The organism is Rhizobium rosettiformans W3 (assembly GCF_004912135.1).
GTDB classification, from domain to species: Bacteria; Pseudomonadota; Alphaproteobacteria; order Rhizobiales; family Rhizobiaceae; genus Allorhizobium; species Allorhizobium rosettiformans.
The window spans coordinates 144,305-161,260 of the sequence record NZ_STGU01000007.1; the positions used below are offsets into that span (position 1 = coordinate 144,305).

Here is a 16,956-nt window from a genome sequence, read left to right on the forward strand (position 1 = left end):
CGTGACCATGGTTGAACGCACAATTTGGCGTGTAGGGCATGGCCGTTCCCTCGATCTGACCGAGCATGGTGCGATCATGGCGATCATCAATGTCACGCCCGATTCCTTTTCGGATGGTGGGCTGCATGCCGGTGTCGAGACGGCAGTGGCTCATGCGCTGGCTTGCGCCCAAGACGGAGCGGTCATCCTGGATATCGGCGGCGAATCGACGCGGCCAGGGGCCGCGGAAGTCAGTGCTGACGAGGAAATGGCCCGCGTGCTGCCGGTGATTGACGCATTGCGCGAGAACACCGACGCACTCATTTCCATCGATACCTACAGGGCTGCGACCGCCAGGGCTGCCGTTGAGGCCGGCGCGCATATCATCAATGATGTGCATGGCCTGCAGCGCGAGCCCGAAATTGCCGATGTCGCGGCTGCGACGGGGGCAGGGCTCTGCATCATGCATACCGGGCGCGGGCGAGAGAAACTTGAGGATCCGATCGCCGACCAGCGGCATTTCCTTGGGCTCTCGCTGGAGATCGCGGCGCGTGCGGGCGTGTCCAGGGAAACAATCGTTCTCGATCCGGGTTTCGGTTTCGCCAAGGAAACTCTGGAAGAGAACATGGACCTGATCGCGCGTTTCGAGGAACTGCATGGCTTCGGCCTCCCGCTTCTGGCCGGTACATCGCGCAAGCGGTTTCTCGGAACGCTCACCGGCCGCGACGCACGCGACCGTGACGCGGCGACCGCGGCCACCACGGTTGCCCTTCGCCTGAAGGGGGCTTCCGTTTTCCGGGTTCATAATGTCGCGATCAACCGCGACGCCCTGGTGATGGCCGATGCTATGCTCGCGGCAGAGCGGCGGCTTGCTGCAAACAAGGATTTGCCCGTATGAGCGGCGTTTTCACCATCACGCTGAAGAACTGTGCCTTCTTTGCGCATCACGGGGTTTTCCCCGAGGAGGGCGTTCTCGGCCAACGGTTCTTCGTCGACGCTGAATTCGATGTGGATGCGCTCAATGCGGCCGAGACGGATACGCTCGAAGGCACGGTGCATTACGGTATCGCCTTCGAGGTCATCCGCGACATCGTCACCGGCAGCAGGCGACAGTTGATCGAGGCACTTGCGCTGGCGATTGCCCGCGGCCTTCTGGACCGCTTCCCCGAGATGCAGCGATGCCGGATCACGGTGCGTAAGCCGAGCGCGCCGATCGCCGGCATTCTCGATCATGTACAGGTGAGCGTTGAACAATTCAGAGAGTAAAACCTGGCTGGCGGCAACGCTTGGTCTCGGCGGCAATATCGGAGATCCGGTGGCCGCCATGGCGGAGGCTTTGCGCCGCCTCGACGAGCGTGCCGACTGTCGGGTCACCTCCGTGTCGCGTCTCTACCGGACGCCGCCCTGGGGCAAGACTGATCAGGCCGACTTTTACAATGCCTGCGCGGCGGTCGAGACGCTGTTGGAGCCGCAGGAACTGCTCGCCGCTTGTCTCGAGATCGAGCGGACAATGAAGCGCGTGCGCGTCGAACGCTGGGGCCCGCGCACGATCGATATCGACATTCTGACCTTCGGCGACCGGGTGATCGATGCCGAGCACCTCAAGGTCCCGCATCCGCGCATGACCGAGCGCGCCTTCGTGCTGATGCCGCTGGCGGATATCGATCCGTCTCTGGTGGTGAAGGGAGAGGCTGTCGCGCGCTGGCTCGATCGTGCCGATCGCACGGGTATCGCCGTCGCAAACGAAAACCGCGCCTGGTGGCGCGGCTAAAATCGTCCCGGCAAGGCTTGTCGGCGGTCAGTCGTTTTCGGCGGTCTCGGCCATGGCGGTTGCCTGGCGATTGAGCTTCAATCCGATCACGGGGATCATGCGATCTTCCACCTTCACCGAAATGGTGATGTTCATGGCATCGCCTTCTTCCAGGCGTGCAACCATGGCGCCGTTGAGCTTGGCGCGGTTGATGCCCATGACGGCGCGATTGCCGGTCACGCTGCCCGAGACGATGTCGAGGCCCTTGCCGTCTGCGCCATCCAGGAACTGACCCTTGTAGCTGCCGCCGGACTGCGAGATGACAGCCGACATCGGCTGGCTGAAGACGCCAACGCGGCAAGTGCCGTCGAGCTTGAGCCCGGTTTCCTTGCCCTCGGCCGGCAGGCCTGTCAGGTTGCAGGTGAACTTGGTGCCCTTGTATTTGCCCGCAACAATTTCGCCCGGGCCTTTCCAGACGCCGGCGACGGATTCGAAGAAGCGCTTGTCGCGAGAAGCGGCATCAGCAACCGTGGCCGGCAGAAGTGCGGCAACAGCAAGGATGGCGGCGCAACGGCCGAATGTCGAGGAGCGAGAGAACATCGATTTGCCTTGGTACGAGAAACCAGAAACCCCGCGGAAACCCTAGCGGAAAAATGGTTAATGTATCCTTGCCAATACCCTCAAATGCGGGGTCCGACAATCGGCAAAAGTAACTGGTGTCTCGGGTGTGGCTTGTCTGCCTCACTCCGCGCGCGCGCGGTCCTTGCCTGACATCGATGGCGTGAGATCGCCGATGAAGTCGCCGATGCCGGGTCTTCTCGCGGCACGAAACGGCAGCGGTCGGCAGAGATCCATGGCCGCAATGCCGATCCGTGCCGTCATCAGGCCATTGATCACGCCTTCGCCCAGCCGGGTCGAAAGACGCGCTGCAAGGCCATGGCCGAGCACCTGTTGAGCGAGGCCATCGCCGATCGCAATTGAGCCGGTGACGGCCAGATGTGCGAAAACATCCTTCAGGAGCCGCAGCATGCCGAAGGACCCCGGACGGCCGCCATAGAGGTCCGCCATGCCTCGCACGAGGCGGACGACCTCGAAGAGCACATAGGCCAGATCGACCACCGCGCGCGGGCTGACCGCCGTGACAACCGAGACCCGCTTCGACGCGTTGAGGATAAGTGCGCGTGCCTTGACGTCGAGCGGTGCCAGGAGCTCCCTTTCGGCAAGCTCGATCAGATGGGGCGCGTCGATGATGTCGTCTTTGACCGCCTCGAGCGACTTTTGGCCCTTCGCGGTTTCCGGACGGTGGCGGACGAGGCCCGTCAGCTTGGCCACCACGGCGGCCGCTCGGGCGCGTTTGCCGCTTTCCGCCGCCGCTTCCGCTTCAAGCTTCAGATCCTGCACCGTATCCAGCCGCCACAAGCCGACGAGTTCGCGTCCGACGGCGATGGCCAGGGCCAACACACCGACAGCGAGTGCGGCGATCGCGGCGTAGCCCAGCCAGTCGGCGCGTGCGAAAAGATCCGATATCAGCCGGTCGACCCAGAGGCCGAAGGCGAGGGAGAGCAGGATCCCGAAGGCACCGGTCGCGAGTTTGGCAAACGAGAAGCGCCGACGGCGCGATTCGGCAATGGGCAGGGGCGGCATGTCGTCGACCGCCGCAGCCAGGAAGGGATCCTGTTCGTCGGGAACGATCGCAACATCGCCGGCAAAGCTCCGTGGCGCACGGTTCAACGGTTGCGTGGGTGCCGCAGGCTTAAGATCGGGATCAATTGTGAAGGCTGCAGGTCGCCGCTGTGTGTCGTTGGCATTCGGGCGGGACGAGCCCATGGGAGGGACAGTCGGTTTTTTCATGCGAGACGGTCTCCCAGCAAAAACTGCAGCGCGCGGTCGAGACGGATATGGGGGACGGAGAGCGTGAGGCCCTGTTTCTCTTCAAGTTGCGGGGGGCGGAAGCGCACGATGCTCAGGTCCGGGAGTAGCGCGGAGGTATCGCCTTCATCGACGGAACGGAAATAGGCCTCCGGATCCTGCGGCAGGTCACCCGGAAACACCGCCGTCTTGCGGTTCCCGTCGAAGACCTCGTTCCCGATTCGCTCGCCCGCCATCGGCGTGCCGACAATCACCGGCAGGTCGTGGCCGTCCTGCTTTACGCTTGCCTCTCGCGTGGCGCGCACGGAGGCGAGCGCCATAACCTCGATCCCGGCACCGCTCATGCCGATCGTCTTGATCGCGCGGTTGACCAGACGTCTGGTGAGTATCTCCAGCCGGTCATGGCTCTCGTGATGCAGGTGGTCCGCCTTGGTTGCGGCGACGAGAACGCGGTCGATGCGACGACGCACCAGTGAGGTCAGGATGTTGTTGGATCCGGCGCGGAAGCAGGCGAGCACGTCGCCGAGTGCGCGTTCGAGATCCTGTACGGCTTCCGGACCACGATTGATGGCCTGCAGCGCGTCCACGAGCACGATCTGACGATCGAGACGGGCGAAATGTTCGCGGAAGAACGGTTTGACGACCACCGATTTGTAGGCCTCGAAGCGACGTTCCATCATCGCCCGGAGCGACCCTTTGGGTGCCCGTCCTTCCGGCAATGCCGGCAAGGGAGCAAAGGTGAGGGCGGGTGAACCCTCGAGATCGCCGGGCATCAGGAAACGTCCTGGCGGAAGCGTCGACAGCGAGCGCTCGTCCGATTTGCAGAGCCGGAGATAGGTGGTGAAGGCTTCGGCAAGGCGCCTTGCGGTCATCTCGTCTGCCGGGGCTTCGGTGTCGATCGTTGCGGCAAGCGCCAGCCACTCCCGCGCGAGTTCCGAGCGGACGCCGCTTTGTGCCAGCTTCGTCGCATTGTCGGAGAAGGTGCGGTAGTCCTGGCCCAAGAGCGGCAGATCGAGCAGCCATTCGCCGGGATAGTCAACGATGTCGATCGAGAGCCTGCCTGCCGAAAACATGCGGCTCCAGGTGCTGGCGCTCTGATATTCGATGGTGAGCCGTAGTTCTGAAATCGCACGGGTCGAATCGGGCCAGATGCGTTCATCGACGAGGGCACGGATGTGGTCCTCATACTGGAATCGCGGTACCGCATCATCCGGCTGTTCCTGGAGCGTGGCGCCGGTCATGCGGCCGGAGCGCAGCGGCTCGAACAAGGGCAACCGGCCCCCATGCAGCAGATTGTGGACCAGCGACGAGATGAAGACGGTCTTGCCGGCACGAGACAGGCCGGTGACGCCGAGCCTGATGGTCGGATTGACCAGATTGGCGGCGCGATCGGCCAGATTGTCTAAGGTGATCGCTGCTTCGTCGGTCAGGCTGGTGAGGGATGGCGGCAAGGGGCTGTCCTGCTGGGCGATGCCGTGCACATGCGTTTACGGCACGAGGTTCAAGATGTGTCCATCCCCATATAGGCGTGGCTGAGGGGGCAAAAAAGAGGCAGCGCCATCAGTGGGCGCGCAGTCAGCCCACCAGGAAATCGCGCAGGCTGTAGGCCTCTTCGCCCATGACGTCGATGACCGCCAGACCGGAGGTCGGATAGCCTTCCGGGACGGTGCGCGCCATGACATCGTTTCCGCAGAGGCTGGCAAAGACCTCCTCGATGGCCGGATTGTGGCCGACCAGCATCAGCGCATCGACGCCCCGGGTGGAACTGGCGATCTCGAGATAGGTGTCGGCGGGGGCGTTGTAGAGCGCGTCGACATAGCGAAACTCGACGAGGCCCGAGAAGACGCGACCGATCGCATCGGCCGTCTGGCGGCAGCGTTTTGCCGTAGAACAGACAACGAGATCAGGACGATAGTTCTTGTCGGCGGCGGTTTCGGCCAGGAGTTCGGCTTCCGCGAAGCCCGCGTCGGAGAGGCTGCGATCAAAATCACGGCCACCTGGCTCGGCCCAACCGGAGTTCGCGTGGCGCAGCAGATAGATGCGCTTGGGAAGCTGAATGGAGGGCGTCATCCGTTGGACATTCCGCGTAAGATCGTGCTGTCCTTGGAGTACCGGTTCTAGGCCTATGCCGTCAACCGTGTCGGCGCGGGACGCTCATCATCCTATCGTGGTGGTCGCATGTATATCGCGCCTCGGGCTTCAAGAAAATTATGCTTAAAAAATAGAAATTTAGCTGAAAAATGTAACAGATTTAAAAATGGCGTTGAAACACTGTTGAGGCTTGAACCGCTTGCGTTGAAAGGATATACACCCGCCCATTGAGATGTTCTTCAGGAGAATCGCGTTGAGTGAGAAGATCAATCTTAGCAATTATGTCCTCTCGGAAGACGATGAGTTCATGAACGCGAACCAGCGGGCTTACTTCAGAGCCAAGCTCATTGCCTGGAAAAACGATATCCTCCGAGAAGCGCGCGAGACGCTCGACCACCTCGCCGAAGAAAGCGCCAACCATCCCGATCTCGCCGACCGGGCCTCCTCCGAAACCGACCGAGCCATCGAACTTCGCGCCCGCGACCGTCAGCGCAAGCTGATCTCGAAGATCGACGCCGCTCTGCAGCGCATCGAAGACGGCACCTACGGTTACTGCGAGGAGACCGGCGAGCCGATTGGCTTGAAGCGTCTCGACGCCCGCCCGATCGCAACTCTGTCGATCGAGGCGCAGGAGCGTCACGAGCGTCGCGAGAAGGTCTATCGCGACGAGTGAAGGCGCGATGTCTTCGACGCAGTCCTACATTTGTTAGACCCGCCACCGGCGGGTCTTTTTCGTTTATGCCATGCGCGGCCGGTGATCCCTGACAGGTGCTCAGGGATTTCGGCTGGCCGACATCTCGCCAAAGATGCGCGCGATCTCGTTCTGCAGATTGGGCTCCTTGTCCGCCTGTGCCGCAGGCGATGCCGGCTGGTCCGAAGGCGGAGCTGCCGGCAGGATGGCCGTCGCAGGTAGACGCGGTCTGTCGGCGCGGGTCTCCGGCAGGATCTGCGGAAGTTCCACTCTCGTCGTCTGGGCCGGCGTCGGATCGGATGCCAGATGCAGGGCCATCTCTTCTTCGAGGACACGCTCGAAATCGCTCATGTCGCGGGCTACCGGTTGCGGATCCGGTGCTGCCTGACGGGTCTCGGCCGGCGGCTCGAATTTCTGCGCGTCGAAGGGACGGGGCGGAACTGGAGCCGGTGATGAGACCAACACACGCTGGCGGGCGGCTTCCAGCAGATCTTCGGCGGCCGGCGCGTCAATCGCCGGACCCAGATCGGGGGCGGACTGCATGGGCGGACGCTGGCTCTGCATTTCGGAGACAGGCTCAGGCTTCACCTCCGCCATCACCGGCTCGACCGGCTCAATGCGGAAGACCTCGACCGGCGGAGTCCCGGACGTCACAGCCGGCTCAATAGCGGGTTCCGTGCGCGCCGTTTCGGTGTCCTGGCGGACCGGGTCGAAGCTTGTGTTGACCCCAGCGGCCATCACGGGCTCCAGGCTTGCCGTCGGGCGGGTGACCGGGGCTTCAGGTGCCGGGGGAAACGCAGGCGTGACGCGTGCGACAGGTTCTGGCTTCGGCGCTTCGAGAGGGGCGGCCGGCGTGATCTCCGGTTCGGAGCGCGTTGGCGCCGTGGCAACGGGGGCTGCGGCCACGGCAGCGACGATCGGAGAGGCCACGACGGGAGCAACGGCCGGCGCGGGTTGCGCGTCGACGGTGGGCTCTTGCGGCCGAACAGGCGCGGCTTGCGGGCGGCGCTGCTCGACGGCCGGTGCAGGCGCCTGCGCCGCACGGGCCTGGACCGGTGCCGGTTCCGCCCGCGTCGTTTGCGGGGCTGACGGACGTCTTGTGGGCAGGTCGATTGGCATGCTTGCGGCCGGAGACGGTGCTGCGATCCGGGCTGCCGGCGGTTCGGTCGTGGCGAGTCCCAGGGCTTCCGCCGGTTTCGGCAGTTCGGACTGCTCTTCCAGAGGCAGCGGATTGACAGCCCGCGCACTCAGATAGGCGCGCTCGTCACCGATGCCGCTCTCGATCACGATATCGGTCGGGCCGCCGATCATCACAAGATGTTCGACATTGTCGCGCCGGATCAGCACGATACGTCGGCGGGTGTCGACGGCTGCCGCATCCAGAACCTGAAGACGCGGCTGGCGATTACGTCCGCCGCGGACGAAGGGCGAGGGCGCGCGGTTGCGCAGGATCCAAAGCACGATGAACAGGCAAAGCAGGGCAAGGCTAACACCCAGTGCCGCCACGAGAAAACGATCGCCATAGGCCGAGATCAGGTCATCCAGCATTGTCGTGCTCCTTTTATCTGGCTTTCTGTCAGAAGACGTCCCCTTCCGCAATCTTGCAACACGCAAGGATTCGCGGCCTGCGGCGCACGATCCGTCAAATGCTCGGCCAGGAATGCGGCAATCCTGTGGGAGAGCGGCCTCCGGCGGCTATCTGGCCCTTTCTTTGCTTTTTGCTGTCAAGGCAAATTGATAAACAGAAGGCAGCGCCGATTCTCGCGAGGGCGGATCAGTTTTGCGCTTACGCATGAGGCATCCATGACACGACAGCAGTTTGATCGAGATGGAGACGGCCCGCTGGTCGATCGCCGCGGTGGCGTCGGCATGGCGCTGCGTATCCTGCTGCTCGCGCTCGTCCTGATCGCAGCCTCGGTCGCCTTCATCTTCTTCCGGGATCAGCTCGACAACCAGATCGTTCTCGGCGTGCTCGGCATCCTGGCGATGATGGGCATCTTCTTCATCGTCTCGGCGGTCATCGGTTTCGTCGAAGTAATGCCGCAGACCAACAGCGATACGCTTGCCCGCCGCTTCCTCGCGAGCCAGCCCGAGGGCACGCTGATCACGGATGCCGAGGGCCGAATCGTCTTTGCGAATGCCGCCTATGGCCAGATGACGGGCGCCCGTAAGGCGACAGAGGTCCAGACGCTCGAGGCACTGCTTTCCCGCTACCGGGAATCGAGCGAGGCGCTTTACCGCCTGACCAACGGGTTGCGCGAAGGGCGCGACAGCTATGAAGAGTTTCGGCTGCTGAAGCCGCTCGGCAACCAGACGGCCAACGGCTCCGGTGCCCATTGGTATCGTCTGAAGGCGCGGCTTCTGCCGGGCGAAGGCCGCGGCAAGCCGCTGCATGTCTGGCAGATCTCCGACATCACCGCCGAGCGCGACGATCAGGAGCGGTTCTTCAAGGAGTTGCAGCACGCAATCGATTATCTCGACCATGCACCGGCCGGCTTCTTCTCGGCCGGGCGCAAGGGCGAGATCTATTATCTGAATGCCACACTGGCGGAGTGGCTCGGCGTCGATCTCACCCAGTTCAATCCGGGCTCCATGACGATTTCCGATCTTGTGGCCGGCGAGGGCATGGCGCTGATCGATTCGGTGCAGGCCGAACCGGGGCAGGCGCGCACCGAGACGCTTGATCTCGACCTGCGCCGCGTTAACGGCCAGAGCCTGCCGGTTCGACTGGTGCATCGCGTGAAGGCTGCTCGCGACGGCGCGCCGGGCGAGAGCCGGTCGATCGTCCTGTCGCGCGCCCAAGGCGAGGGGAGCGACCAGTCCGATTCGGTCGCTTCCATGCGCTTCACCCGCTTCTTCAACAATACGCCGATGGCCATTGCCTCCGTCGACGGCGAGGGCCGGATCCTGCGGACCAACGCGCCCTTCATGAAGCTCTTCGCCGACATCATCTCGCGCGACGAAATCGAGCGTCACGGGTTGATCGAAGTCGTGCTGCACGAGAACGAGCGGGAAGGTTTCCGCGAGGCGCTTGCGGCGGCGATGGACCGCCAAGGCGACATTCCGCCGATCGACAGTCGCCACCCGACCAATGACGTCAGACACTTCCGCTTCTACGTGAATGCCGTCATCGATCAGAGCGACGAGGCGCCGGAAGAGGCGGCCATCGTCTATGCCGTCGATGTGACCGACCAGAAGGCGCTCGAAGCGCAGATGGCGCAGACGCAGAAGATGAACGCCGTCGGCACGCTGGCCGGCGGTATCGCGCACGACTTCAACAACGTGCTGACGGCCATCCTTCTCTCTTCGGATCACCTGCTTCTGCAGGCGCGCCCCTCGGATGCGAGCTTTGCCGATCTCATGGAGATCAAGCGCAATGCCAACCGCGCCGCCGTTCTCGTGCGCCAGCTGCTCGCCTTCTCGCGCAAGCAGACCATGCGGCCGAGCGTGCTGAACCTGACCGATGTCATCGGTGATCTGCGCATGCTGGTCGACCGCCTGATCTCCGGCACCAATGTGAAGCTTCGCGTCGAATATGGCCGGGATCTCTGGCCGGTGAAAACCGACCTCTCGCAGTTCGAGCAGGTGCTGATCAATCTCTGCGTCAATGCTCGCGATGCGATGCCCGAGGGTGGCTCGATCACCGTCTCGACCCGCAACGTCGATGCCGAGGAAGCCGGTGCCTTCGGCTATCGCGGTCTGCCGTCCGAAGACATGGTGCTGGTCGAAGTCGCCGATACCGGAACCGGCATTGCGCCCGAAATCATGGACAAGATCTTCGAGCCCTTCTTCACCACGAAGGAGGTCGGCAAGGGCACGGGTCTCGGCCTTGCTATGGTCTATGGCATCGTCAAGCAGTCGGGCGGCTACATCTATCCGGAATCGGAGGTGGGCAAAGGCACGACCTTCCGCATCTTCCTGCCGCGTCACGTGCCGGAGGTTCAGGCGCTTCCGGAAGGACAGGTCATGGCTTCCGTCAGTGGCGACACGATCACGGTCGCCCCGGCAGCTGCCACGGCCGAGGCGCAGGATGCGCCAGACCTGACGGGCAAGTCGGCCGTCGTTCTGCTTGTCGAAGACGAGGAGGCGGTCCGGCGCGGCGGAAAGCGCATGCTCGAGACGCGCGGCTATACCGTTCACGAAGCCGGTTCGGGTGTCGAGGCGCTCGACATCATGGACGAACTCGATGGAGCGGTCGATATCGTCGTCTCCGACGTCGTCATGCCGGAAATGGACGGCCCCACCCTGCTCACCGAATTGCGCAAGAAATATCCGGACCTGAAGTTCATCTTCGTCTCCGGTTATGCCGAGGACGCCTTTGCCCGCAACCTGCCGGCCGATGCCAAATTCGGCTTCCTGCCGAAACCCTTTTCGCTGAAGCAGCTCGCCGTTGCGGTGCGCGAGATGCTGGACGGTGAAGTCTGACATTGTCTCCGTCAGGCCATAGAACGAAAGAACCCGCCGGATCGCTCCGGCGGGTTCTTTGTTTCAGGCCTTGTTCGCGGATCAGCCGTTCATCGCGACCGCGATTTCGGCGGCCAGACGGGCGTTGTTCTCGACCAGGGCGATGTTTGTCTTCAACGAGCGACCACCGGTGAGGTGGAAGATGTTGTCGAGCAGGTAAGGCGTCACGGCCTTGCCGGCGATCTCGTCGCGTTCGGCATTGGCAAGCGCGCGGCTGATATAGATTTCCATCTCCTCGCGCGGGATCTCGTCGGCTTCGGGAACCGGATTGGCGATCAGCATGCCGCCATCGATGCCGAGCTGGTCGCGCATCTTCTGGAAGTTGGCGATGGCCGCCGGGCTCTGCAGGTTGAGGAGGCTCTTCAGCCCCGAACTGCGCGACCAGAAGGCCGGGAAGTCCTCGCTGTCATAGGTCACGACCGGAACGCCGCGCGTTTCCAGCACCTCCAGAGTCTTGGGGATGTCGAGGATTGCCTTCGGGCCAGCGGAGACGACGATGACGGCAGTGCGGGCCAGCTCTTCAAGATCGGCCGAGATATCGAAGCTCTCTTCCGCGCCGCGGTGCACGCCGCCGATGCCGCCTGTCGCAAACACATGGATGCCGGCGCGATAGGCGGCGATCATCGTGGCGGCAACCGTGGTGGCGCCGTTGCGGCGTTCGGCGATCGCGAAGGCGAGGTCGGCGCGCGAGAGCTTCATCACGTGCTCCATCTGCGCCAGTTCTTCGAGTTCGGCCGGTTCGAGACCGATGTGCAGCACGCCCTTGATGACGGCAATGGTCGCAGGCACGGCACCCTGCTGGCGGATGATGTCCTCGACGCTGCGGGCCATCTGCAGGTTGCCGGGATAGGGCATGCCATGGGTGATGATGGTCGATTCGAGCGCGACGATTGGAGCGCCACGCTGCTTGGCGGCGCTGACTTCGCTCGAATAGGTGATGGGGAGGAGGGGGGAGATGGAACGGGTCATGGGGGATCTTCCGCTAGAAATTCAGGCTCTCATGACAGGAAACGGGCCGGCGGGACAAGAGCCAACTGACGTGCGAGCCGTTCCTCAGAGAGATTTTCATCGGTTGCATGGGGTGAGGCGAGGGTGATTGCGGCGCTTGCCGTGCCATGACGCAGGGCTTCGCCAAGATCCGCGCCCTTCAGCCTGGCATGCAGGAAGCCGGCCGCAAACGCGTCGCCAGCACCGGTCACGTCGGCGATGGTGTCGAGTGCCATCGGTTCTATGAGCGCCACGCCCCCCGGGCCGAAGGCGACCGTCGGGCCGCTGCCACTGGTGACCGTGCCGCCCTGAAGGCCCTTGGCGCGCAGCAGGGCGGGCCAGTCTTCGGCGTGGTCCGGCCTTGTGCCGGCGATCGCTTCCGCCTCGGCGCCGTTCATGAAGAGATGCGTGAGGTTCGAAAGGGCGCGGCTCAGCTTCACCACCTTGGCCGGCGAGATTGCGATGGCCGACAGGGCGCATCCCGACGCCTGGCAGCTTGCCGCGAGTGCGGCCAGCGTCTCTGCCGCCAGATTGGCGTCGGCCAGCACATGTTTTGCCGCGGCGAGGCTGTCGCGCAGGGAGCGTGCCTTGAGGCGCCGGGCGGTGAAGGCGTCGTAAAGGGCCATGTCGGCCAGAGCGATGACGAGATTGCCGTCGCGCTCCAGGATCGCCGTATAACTCGGCGTGGCCCGATCGAGGAACATCACCGGCTGGTCATCGAGGCCCGCACGCTCGGCGGCATCGGCGACCATCTGGCCTGCCGCATCACCGCCGCGTGGCGCGATCAGCCTGACTGCGCGACCCAGCCGGGAGAGATTGCACGCGGCATTGAAGACGCCGCCGCCTGCTTCTTCGAACCATTGGCCGGGATTGCTGGCGCCAGGTTTCGTCTCCCCGAACAGGCGCCCGCGACGGTCGATATGCGCGCCACCGATGGCCAGGATTTCGATGGTCATGTTCTCGCCTCCGCGGCAGTCTGGAACCGAATCGAAAGCCCGTGATCAAGCCAGTGGATGCCAATCTGGCCCGCCGGGTTGCCACCATGCGGAACGGGTGGAACGAATTTCGAACATGCTGCCGGAAGCCATTGAAAATCAATCGCTTCGATTGCTCTTGCAAAATGAGAACAAAAAGAGTACATATTCCCCATCGGCGGCTTCATTGCCTATGCGGCCTCAATAACCTAAAGGTGGATCAAATGGCACAGAATTCTTTGCGGCTTGTAGAGGACAAATCGGTGGATAAAAGCAAGGCATTGGAAGCGGCGCTCTCGCAGATCGAACGCTCGTTCGGCAAGGGCTCGATCATGAAGCTCGGCGCGAACGAGAGCGTGGTCGAAGTCGAGACGGTCTCGACGGGGTCGCTCAGCCTCGACATCGCGCTCGGCATTGGCGGCCTGCCGAAGGGGCGCATCATTGAAGTTTATGGTCCGGAAAGCTCGGGTAAGACGACGCTCGCCCTGCAGACCATTGCGGAAGCCCAGAAAAAGGGCGGCATCTGCGCCTTCGTCGACGCCGAACACGCGCTTGATCCGGTCTATGCCCGCAAGCTGGGCGTCGATCTGCAGAACCTCCTGATCTCCCAGCCGGACACCGGTGAACAGGCGCTCGAAATCACCGATACGCTGGTGCGCTCCGGTGCCATCGACGTTCTCGTCGTGGACTCGGTTGCAGCGCTGACCCCGCGTGCGGAAATCGAAGGTGAAATGGGCGACAGCCTGCCGGGCATGCAGGCCCGTCTGATGAGCCAGGCGCTGCGCAAGCTGACCGCGTCGATCTCGCGCTCCAAGACCATGGTCATCTTCATCAACCAGATCCGCATGAAGATCGGCGTGATGTTCGGTTCGCCGGAAACGACGACCGGTGGTAACGCGCTGAAGTTCTATGCCTCGGTCCGCCTCGACATCCGCCGCATCGGCGCGGTCAAGGATCGCGAAGAGGTCGTCGGCAACCAGACCCGCGTCAAGGTCGTCAAAAACAAGATGGCGCCTCCTTTCAAGCAGGTCGAATTCGACATCATGTATGGCGAAGGCGTCTCGAAGACGGGCGAACTGATTGACCTCGGCGTCAAGGCCGGCATCGTCGAAAAGTCGGGGGCCTGGTTCTCCTACAACAGCCAGCGTCTCGGCCAGGGCCGTGAAAACGCCAAGCTCTTCCTGCGCGACAATCCCGCCGTTGCCCAGGAAATCGAGATGGCGCTTCGCCAGAATGCCGGTCTGATCGCCGAGCGCTTCCTGCAGAATGGTGGTCCTGACGCCAATGACGGCGACGGTGCCGACGATATCTAATCGCCTCATCCTTGAGGTTTCTTCGAACCGGCCGCGTTTCTCCCGAAGCGCGGCCGGTTTTCGTTTCGACTGCTGGACAGCAAGTGAGCCGGGCGATAAAAGCCATTGATTTTGCAAATTGGCCGGCTTCCCGGCCTGAATGAAGGGCGTGACATGAGCGGTGTAAACGACATCCGGTCGACTTTTCTCGATTACTTCAAGACGAACGGTCACGAGGTCGTTTCCTCCAGCCCGCTGGTGCCGCGCAACGACCCGACGCTGATGTTCACCAATGCCGGCATGGTGCAGTTCAAGAACGTCTTTACCGGTCTCGAACAGCGCCCCTATACGACGGCTGCAACCGCGCAGAAATGCGTGCGCGCCGGCGGCAAGCACAATGACCTCGACAATGTCGGTTATACCGCCCGCCACCACACCTTCTTCGAGATGCTCGGCAACTTCTCTTTCGGCGATTACTTCAAGGAACGGGCGATCGAGCTCGCCTGGAACCTGATCACCAAGGAATTCGGCATCGATCGCAACCGTCTTCTGGTCACCGTCTATCACACGGATGACGAGGCCCACGGCCTCTGGAAAAAGATCGCCGGCCTGTCGGATGACAAGATCATCCGCATCCCGACCAGCGACAATTTCTGGGCCATGGGTGACACCGGCCCCTGCGGCCCGTGTTCGGAGATCTTCTACGATCACGGCGATCACATCTGGGGTGGCCCTCCGGGCTCGCCGGAAGAAGATGGTGACCGTTTCATCGAAATCTGGAACCTCGTCTTCATGCAATATGAGCAGGTGACGAAAGAAGAGCGCATCAATCTGCCGCGCCCCTCGATCGATACCGGCATGGGCCTCGAGCGCATCGCCGCGCTGCTGCAGGGCAAGCACGACAACTATGATATCGACCTGTTCCGCGCTCTGATCGACGCCTCCGTCGATCTGACCGGCGTGAAGGCCGAAGGCGAGCGTCGCGCGAGCCACCGCGTCATCGCCGACCACCTGCGCTCGTCCGCTTTCCTGATTGCCGACGGCGTGCTGCCGTCCAACGAGGGCCGCGGATACGTGCTTCGCCGCATCATGCGCCGCGCCATGCGCCATGCGCAGCTGCTCGGTGCCAAGGATCCGATCATCTACAAGCTGCTGCCGGTCCTGGTGCAGCAGATGGGTCGCGCCTATCCGGAACTGGTCCGCGCCGAGGCGCTTATCTCCGAGACGCTGAAGCTTGAGGAGACCCGTTTCCGCAAGACGCTCGAGCGCGGCCTGACACTGCTGTCCGACGCGACCGCCACCCTCGACAAGGGCGACAGCCTCGATGGTGAAACCGCCTTCAAGCTCTACGACACCTATGGCTTCCCGCTCGATCTGACGCAGGATGCGCTGCGCGGCCGCGGCATCGGCGTCGACCTCACCGGCTTTAACGACGCCATGCAGCGGCAGAAGGCCGAGGCGCGCGCCAATTGGGCCGGGTCCGGCGACAAGGCGCAGGAAACGGTCTGGTTCGAGCTCAAGGAAAAGTTCGGCGCCACCGAATTCCTCGGCTACAGCGCCGAAACCGCGGAAGGCCAGATCCTCGCCGTCGTCAAGGACGGCAAGGTCGTCGACCAGGCGAGTGCCGGCGAGGACGTGCAGATCGTCGTCAACCAGACGCCGTTCTACGGTGAGTCCGGCGGCCAGATGGGCGATACCGGCGAAATCGTCGGCGAAGGCTTTTCGCTCGCAGTCACCGATACCCAGAAGAAGGGCGAGGGCGTCTTCGTGCATGTCGCCACCGTGCAGAACGGCGTGGTGACGGCTGGCGGCGCTGTGACGCTCAATGTCGATCACGCCCGCCGCTCGCGTCTGCGCTCCAACCATTCCGCCACGCACCTCCTGCACGAGGCTCTGCGTGAGGTTCTCGGCACCCATGTGGCGCAGAAGGGGTCGCTGGTCGCGCCCGAGCGTCTGCGCTTCGACATCTCGCATCCGAAGCCGATCTCGGCCGAGGAGCTGAAGGTCGTCGAAGAGATGGCCAACGAGATTATTATCCAGAACGCGCCGGTCACCACTCGTCTGATGGCTGTCGACGATGCGATTGCAGAGGGCGCTATGGCGCTGTTCGGCGAGAAGTATGGTGACGAGGTGCGCGTCGTGTCGATGGGCACGGCGGTGCGCGGCCAGAAGGCGGGCAAGTCCTATTCGACGGAACTGTGCGGCGGCACGCATGTGTCGGCGACCGGCGACATCGGCCTGGTGCGCCTCGTTGGCGAAAGTGCTGTCGGCGCGGGCGTGCGCCGCATTGAGGCGCTGACGGGCGATGCAGCTCGCGCCTATCTCGCCGAGCAGGACGAGCGGGTGAAGACACTTGCGACAACGCTGAAGGTGCAGCCGACGGATGTCGTGTCTCGCGTCGAAGCGCTGGTCGAAGAGCGCCGCAAGCTCGAGAAGGAACTGGCGGACGCCAAGCGCAAGCTCGCCATGGGCGGCGGCGCAAGCGGCGGTGGCGAGGCTCCGAAGCAGGTGAACGGCATCAACTTCATCGGCCGCACGCTCAACGGGATCGACGCCAAGGATCTGAAGGGCATGGCCGATGAGGCCAAGGCCGGTCTCGAGACCGCTGTCGTGCTGCTGATTGCTGTCGCCGAAGACGGCAAGGCGAGTGCCGTAGTATCCGTCACGCCCGATCTCACCGATCGCTTGAGCGCGGTCGACCTGGTTCGCCTGGCCTCGGCTGCACTCGGCGGCAAGGGCGGCGGCGGCCGTCCGGACATGGCCCAGGCCGGTGGCCCGGACGGATCTCAGGCCGATGCGGCGATCGCCGCCGTCGAAGCCGCGCTCGGCTGACAGCTTTGATACGAGATGAAAGGCCGG

At 63.3% G+C, this 16,956-nt stretch carries 14 protein-coding genes; 7 read left to right on the forward strand and 7 right to left on the reverse strand.

From position 1 onward, the window contains the following. Position 1 precedes the first annotated feature (1 nt). Genes folP through folK form a run of 3 tightly spaced genes read left to right on the forward strand, consistent with a single transcriptional unit; the run spans position 2 to position 1,750 of the window. Entirely contained in the window at positions 2–877 is an 876-nt protein-coding gene (gene folP / locus FAA86_RS14235) for a dihydropteroate synthase (protein WP_136541603.1), read from the forward strand. Next, the gene (folB, locus tag FAA86_RS14240) at positions 874–1,245 is read left to right on the forward strand and encodes a dihydroneopterin aldolase (protein WP_136541605.1); all 372 of its coding nucleotides are present in this window, start codon (positions 874–876) and stop codon (positions 1,243–1,245) included. The genes folP and folB overlap by 4 nt, the downstream gene beginning before the upstream one ends. Next, the gene (gene folK / locus FAA86_RS14245; protein WP_136541607.1) at positions 1,226–1,750 is read left to right on the forward strand and encodes a 2-amino-4-hydroxy-6-hydroxymethyldihydropteridine diphosphokinase; all 525 of its coding nucleotides are present in this window, start codon (positions 1,226–1,228) and stop codon (positions 1,748–1,750) included. Before folB ends, folK begins: the two co-directional genes overlap by 20 nt. Positions 1,751–1,777: 27 nt before the next feature. Here folK and FAA86_RS14250 read toward each other — a convergent pair whose 3' ends face one another. From FAA86_RS14250 to FAA86_RS14265, 4 genes are all read right to left on the reverse strand, one after another. Beyond that, on the reverse strand, positions 1,778–2,329 hold the full coding sequence (locus tag FAA86_RS14250) for a hypothetical protein (protein ID WP_136541608.1): 552 nt from the start codon (positions 2,327–2,329) through the stop codon (positions 1,778–1,780). A 141-nt stretch (positions 2,330–2,470) separates the two neighbouring features. Continuing rightward, positions 2,471–3,580 (reverse strand): YcjF family protein, encoded by a 1,110-nt coding sequence (locus FAA86_RS14255; RefSeq protein WP_246035080.1) that lies wholly within the window; start codon positions 3,578–3,580, stop codon positions 2,471–2,473. Beyond that, positions 3,577–5,049, reverse strand: coding sequence for a YcjX family GTP-binding protein (locus tag FAA86_RS14260; protein ID WP_136541610.1), 1,473 nt, complete (start codon positions 5,047–5,049; stop codon positions 3,577–3,579). Before FAA86_RS14260 ends, FAA86_RS14255 begins: the two co-directional genes overlap by 4 nt. Positions 5,050–5,173: 124 nt before the next feature. After that, positions 5,174–5,668 (reverse strand): SixA phosphatase family protein, encoded by a 495-nt coding sequence (locus tag FAA86_RS14265; RefSeq protein ID WP_136541612.1) that lies wholly within the window; start codon positions 5,666–5,668, stop codon positions 5,174–5,176. A 274-nt stretch (positions 5,669–5,942) separates the two neighbouring features. Here FAA86_RS14265 and dksA point away from each other — a divergent pair, with 274 nt between their 5' ends. Continuing rightward, the gene (dksA, locus tag FAA86_RS14270; protein WP_113459548.1) at positions 5,943–6,362 is read left to right on the forward strand and encodes an RNA polymerase-binding protein DksA; all 420 of its coding nucleotides are present in this window, start codon (positions 5,943–5,945) and stop codon (positions 6,360–6,362) included. Between the two features lie 99 nt (positions 6,363–6,461). Here the strand turns inward: dksA and FAA86_RS14275 are convergent, their stop codons facing one another. Next, entirely contained in the window at positions 6,462–7,928 is a 1,467-nt protein-coding gene (locus tag FAA86_RS14275; RefSeq protein ID WP_136541614.1) for a flagellar biosynthetic protein FliO, read from the reverse strand. Between the two features lie 255 nt (positions 7,929–8,183). Here FAA86_RS14275 and cckA point away from each other — a divergent pair, with 255 nt between their 5' ends. Next, positions 8,184–10,805 carry a cell cycle histidine kinase CckA gene (gene cckA, locus FAA86_RS14280; RefSeq protein ID WP_136541616.1) on the forward strand — a complete coding sequence of 874 codons (2,622 nt, stop codon included), beginning with the start codon at positions 8,184–8,186 and terminating at the stop codon, positions 10,803–10,805. A gap of 81 nt (positions 10,806–10,886) precedes the next feature. Here the strand turns inward: cckA and FAA86_RS14285 are convergent, their stop codons facing one another. After that, positions 10,887–11,813: a pseudouridine-5'-phosphate glycosidase gene (locus FAA86_RS14285; protein ID WP_136541618.1), complete on the reverse strand. Its 927-nt coding sequence runs from the start codon at positions 11,811–11,813 to the stop codon at positions 10,887–10,889. 29 nt (positions 11,814–11,842) lie between these two features. Continuing rightward, a complete protein-coding gene (locus tag FAA86_RS14290) occupies positions 11,843–12,787 on the reverse strand; it encodes a carbohydrate kinase family protein (RefSeq protein WP_136541620.1) in 945 nt (314 codons plus the stop codon). 242 nt (positions 12,788–13,029) lie between these two features. On the opposite strand from FAA86_RS14290, the gene recA reads away from it, so the two are divergent. Beyond that, the gene (gene recA / locus FAA86_RS14295; protein ID WP_113459553.1) at positions 13,030–14,118 is read left to right on the forward strand and encodes a recombinase RecA; all 1,089 of its coding nucleotides are present in this window, start codon (positions 13,030–13,032) and stop codon (positions 14,116–14,118) included. Between the two features lie 153 nt (positions 14,119–14,271). Next, positions 14,272–16,929: an alanine--tRNA ligase gene (gene alaS, locus FAA86_RS14300; RefSeq protein WP_136541622.1), complete on the forward strand. Its 2,658-nt coding sequence runs from the start codon at positions 14,272–14,274 to the stop codon at positions 16,927–16,929. The last annotated feature ends 27 nt before the right edge of the window (positions 16,930–16,956 follow it).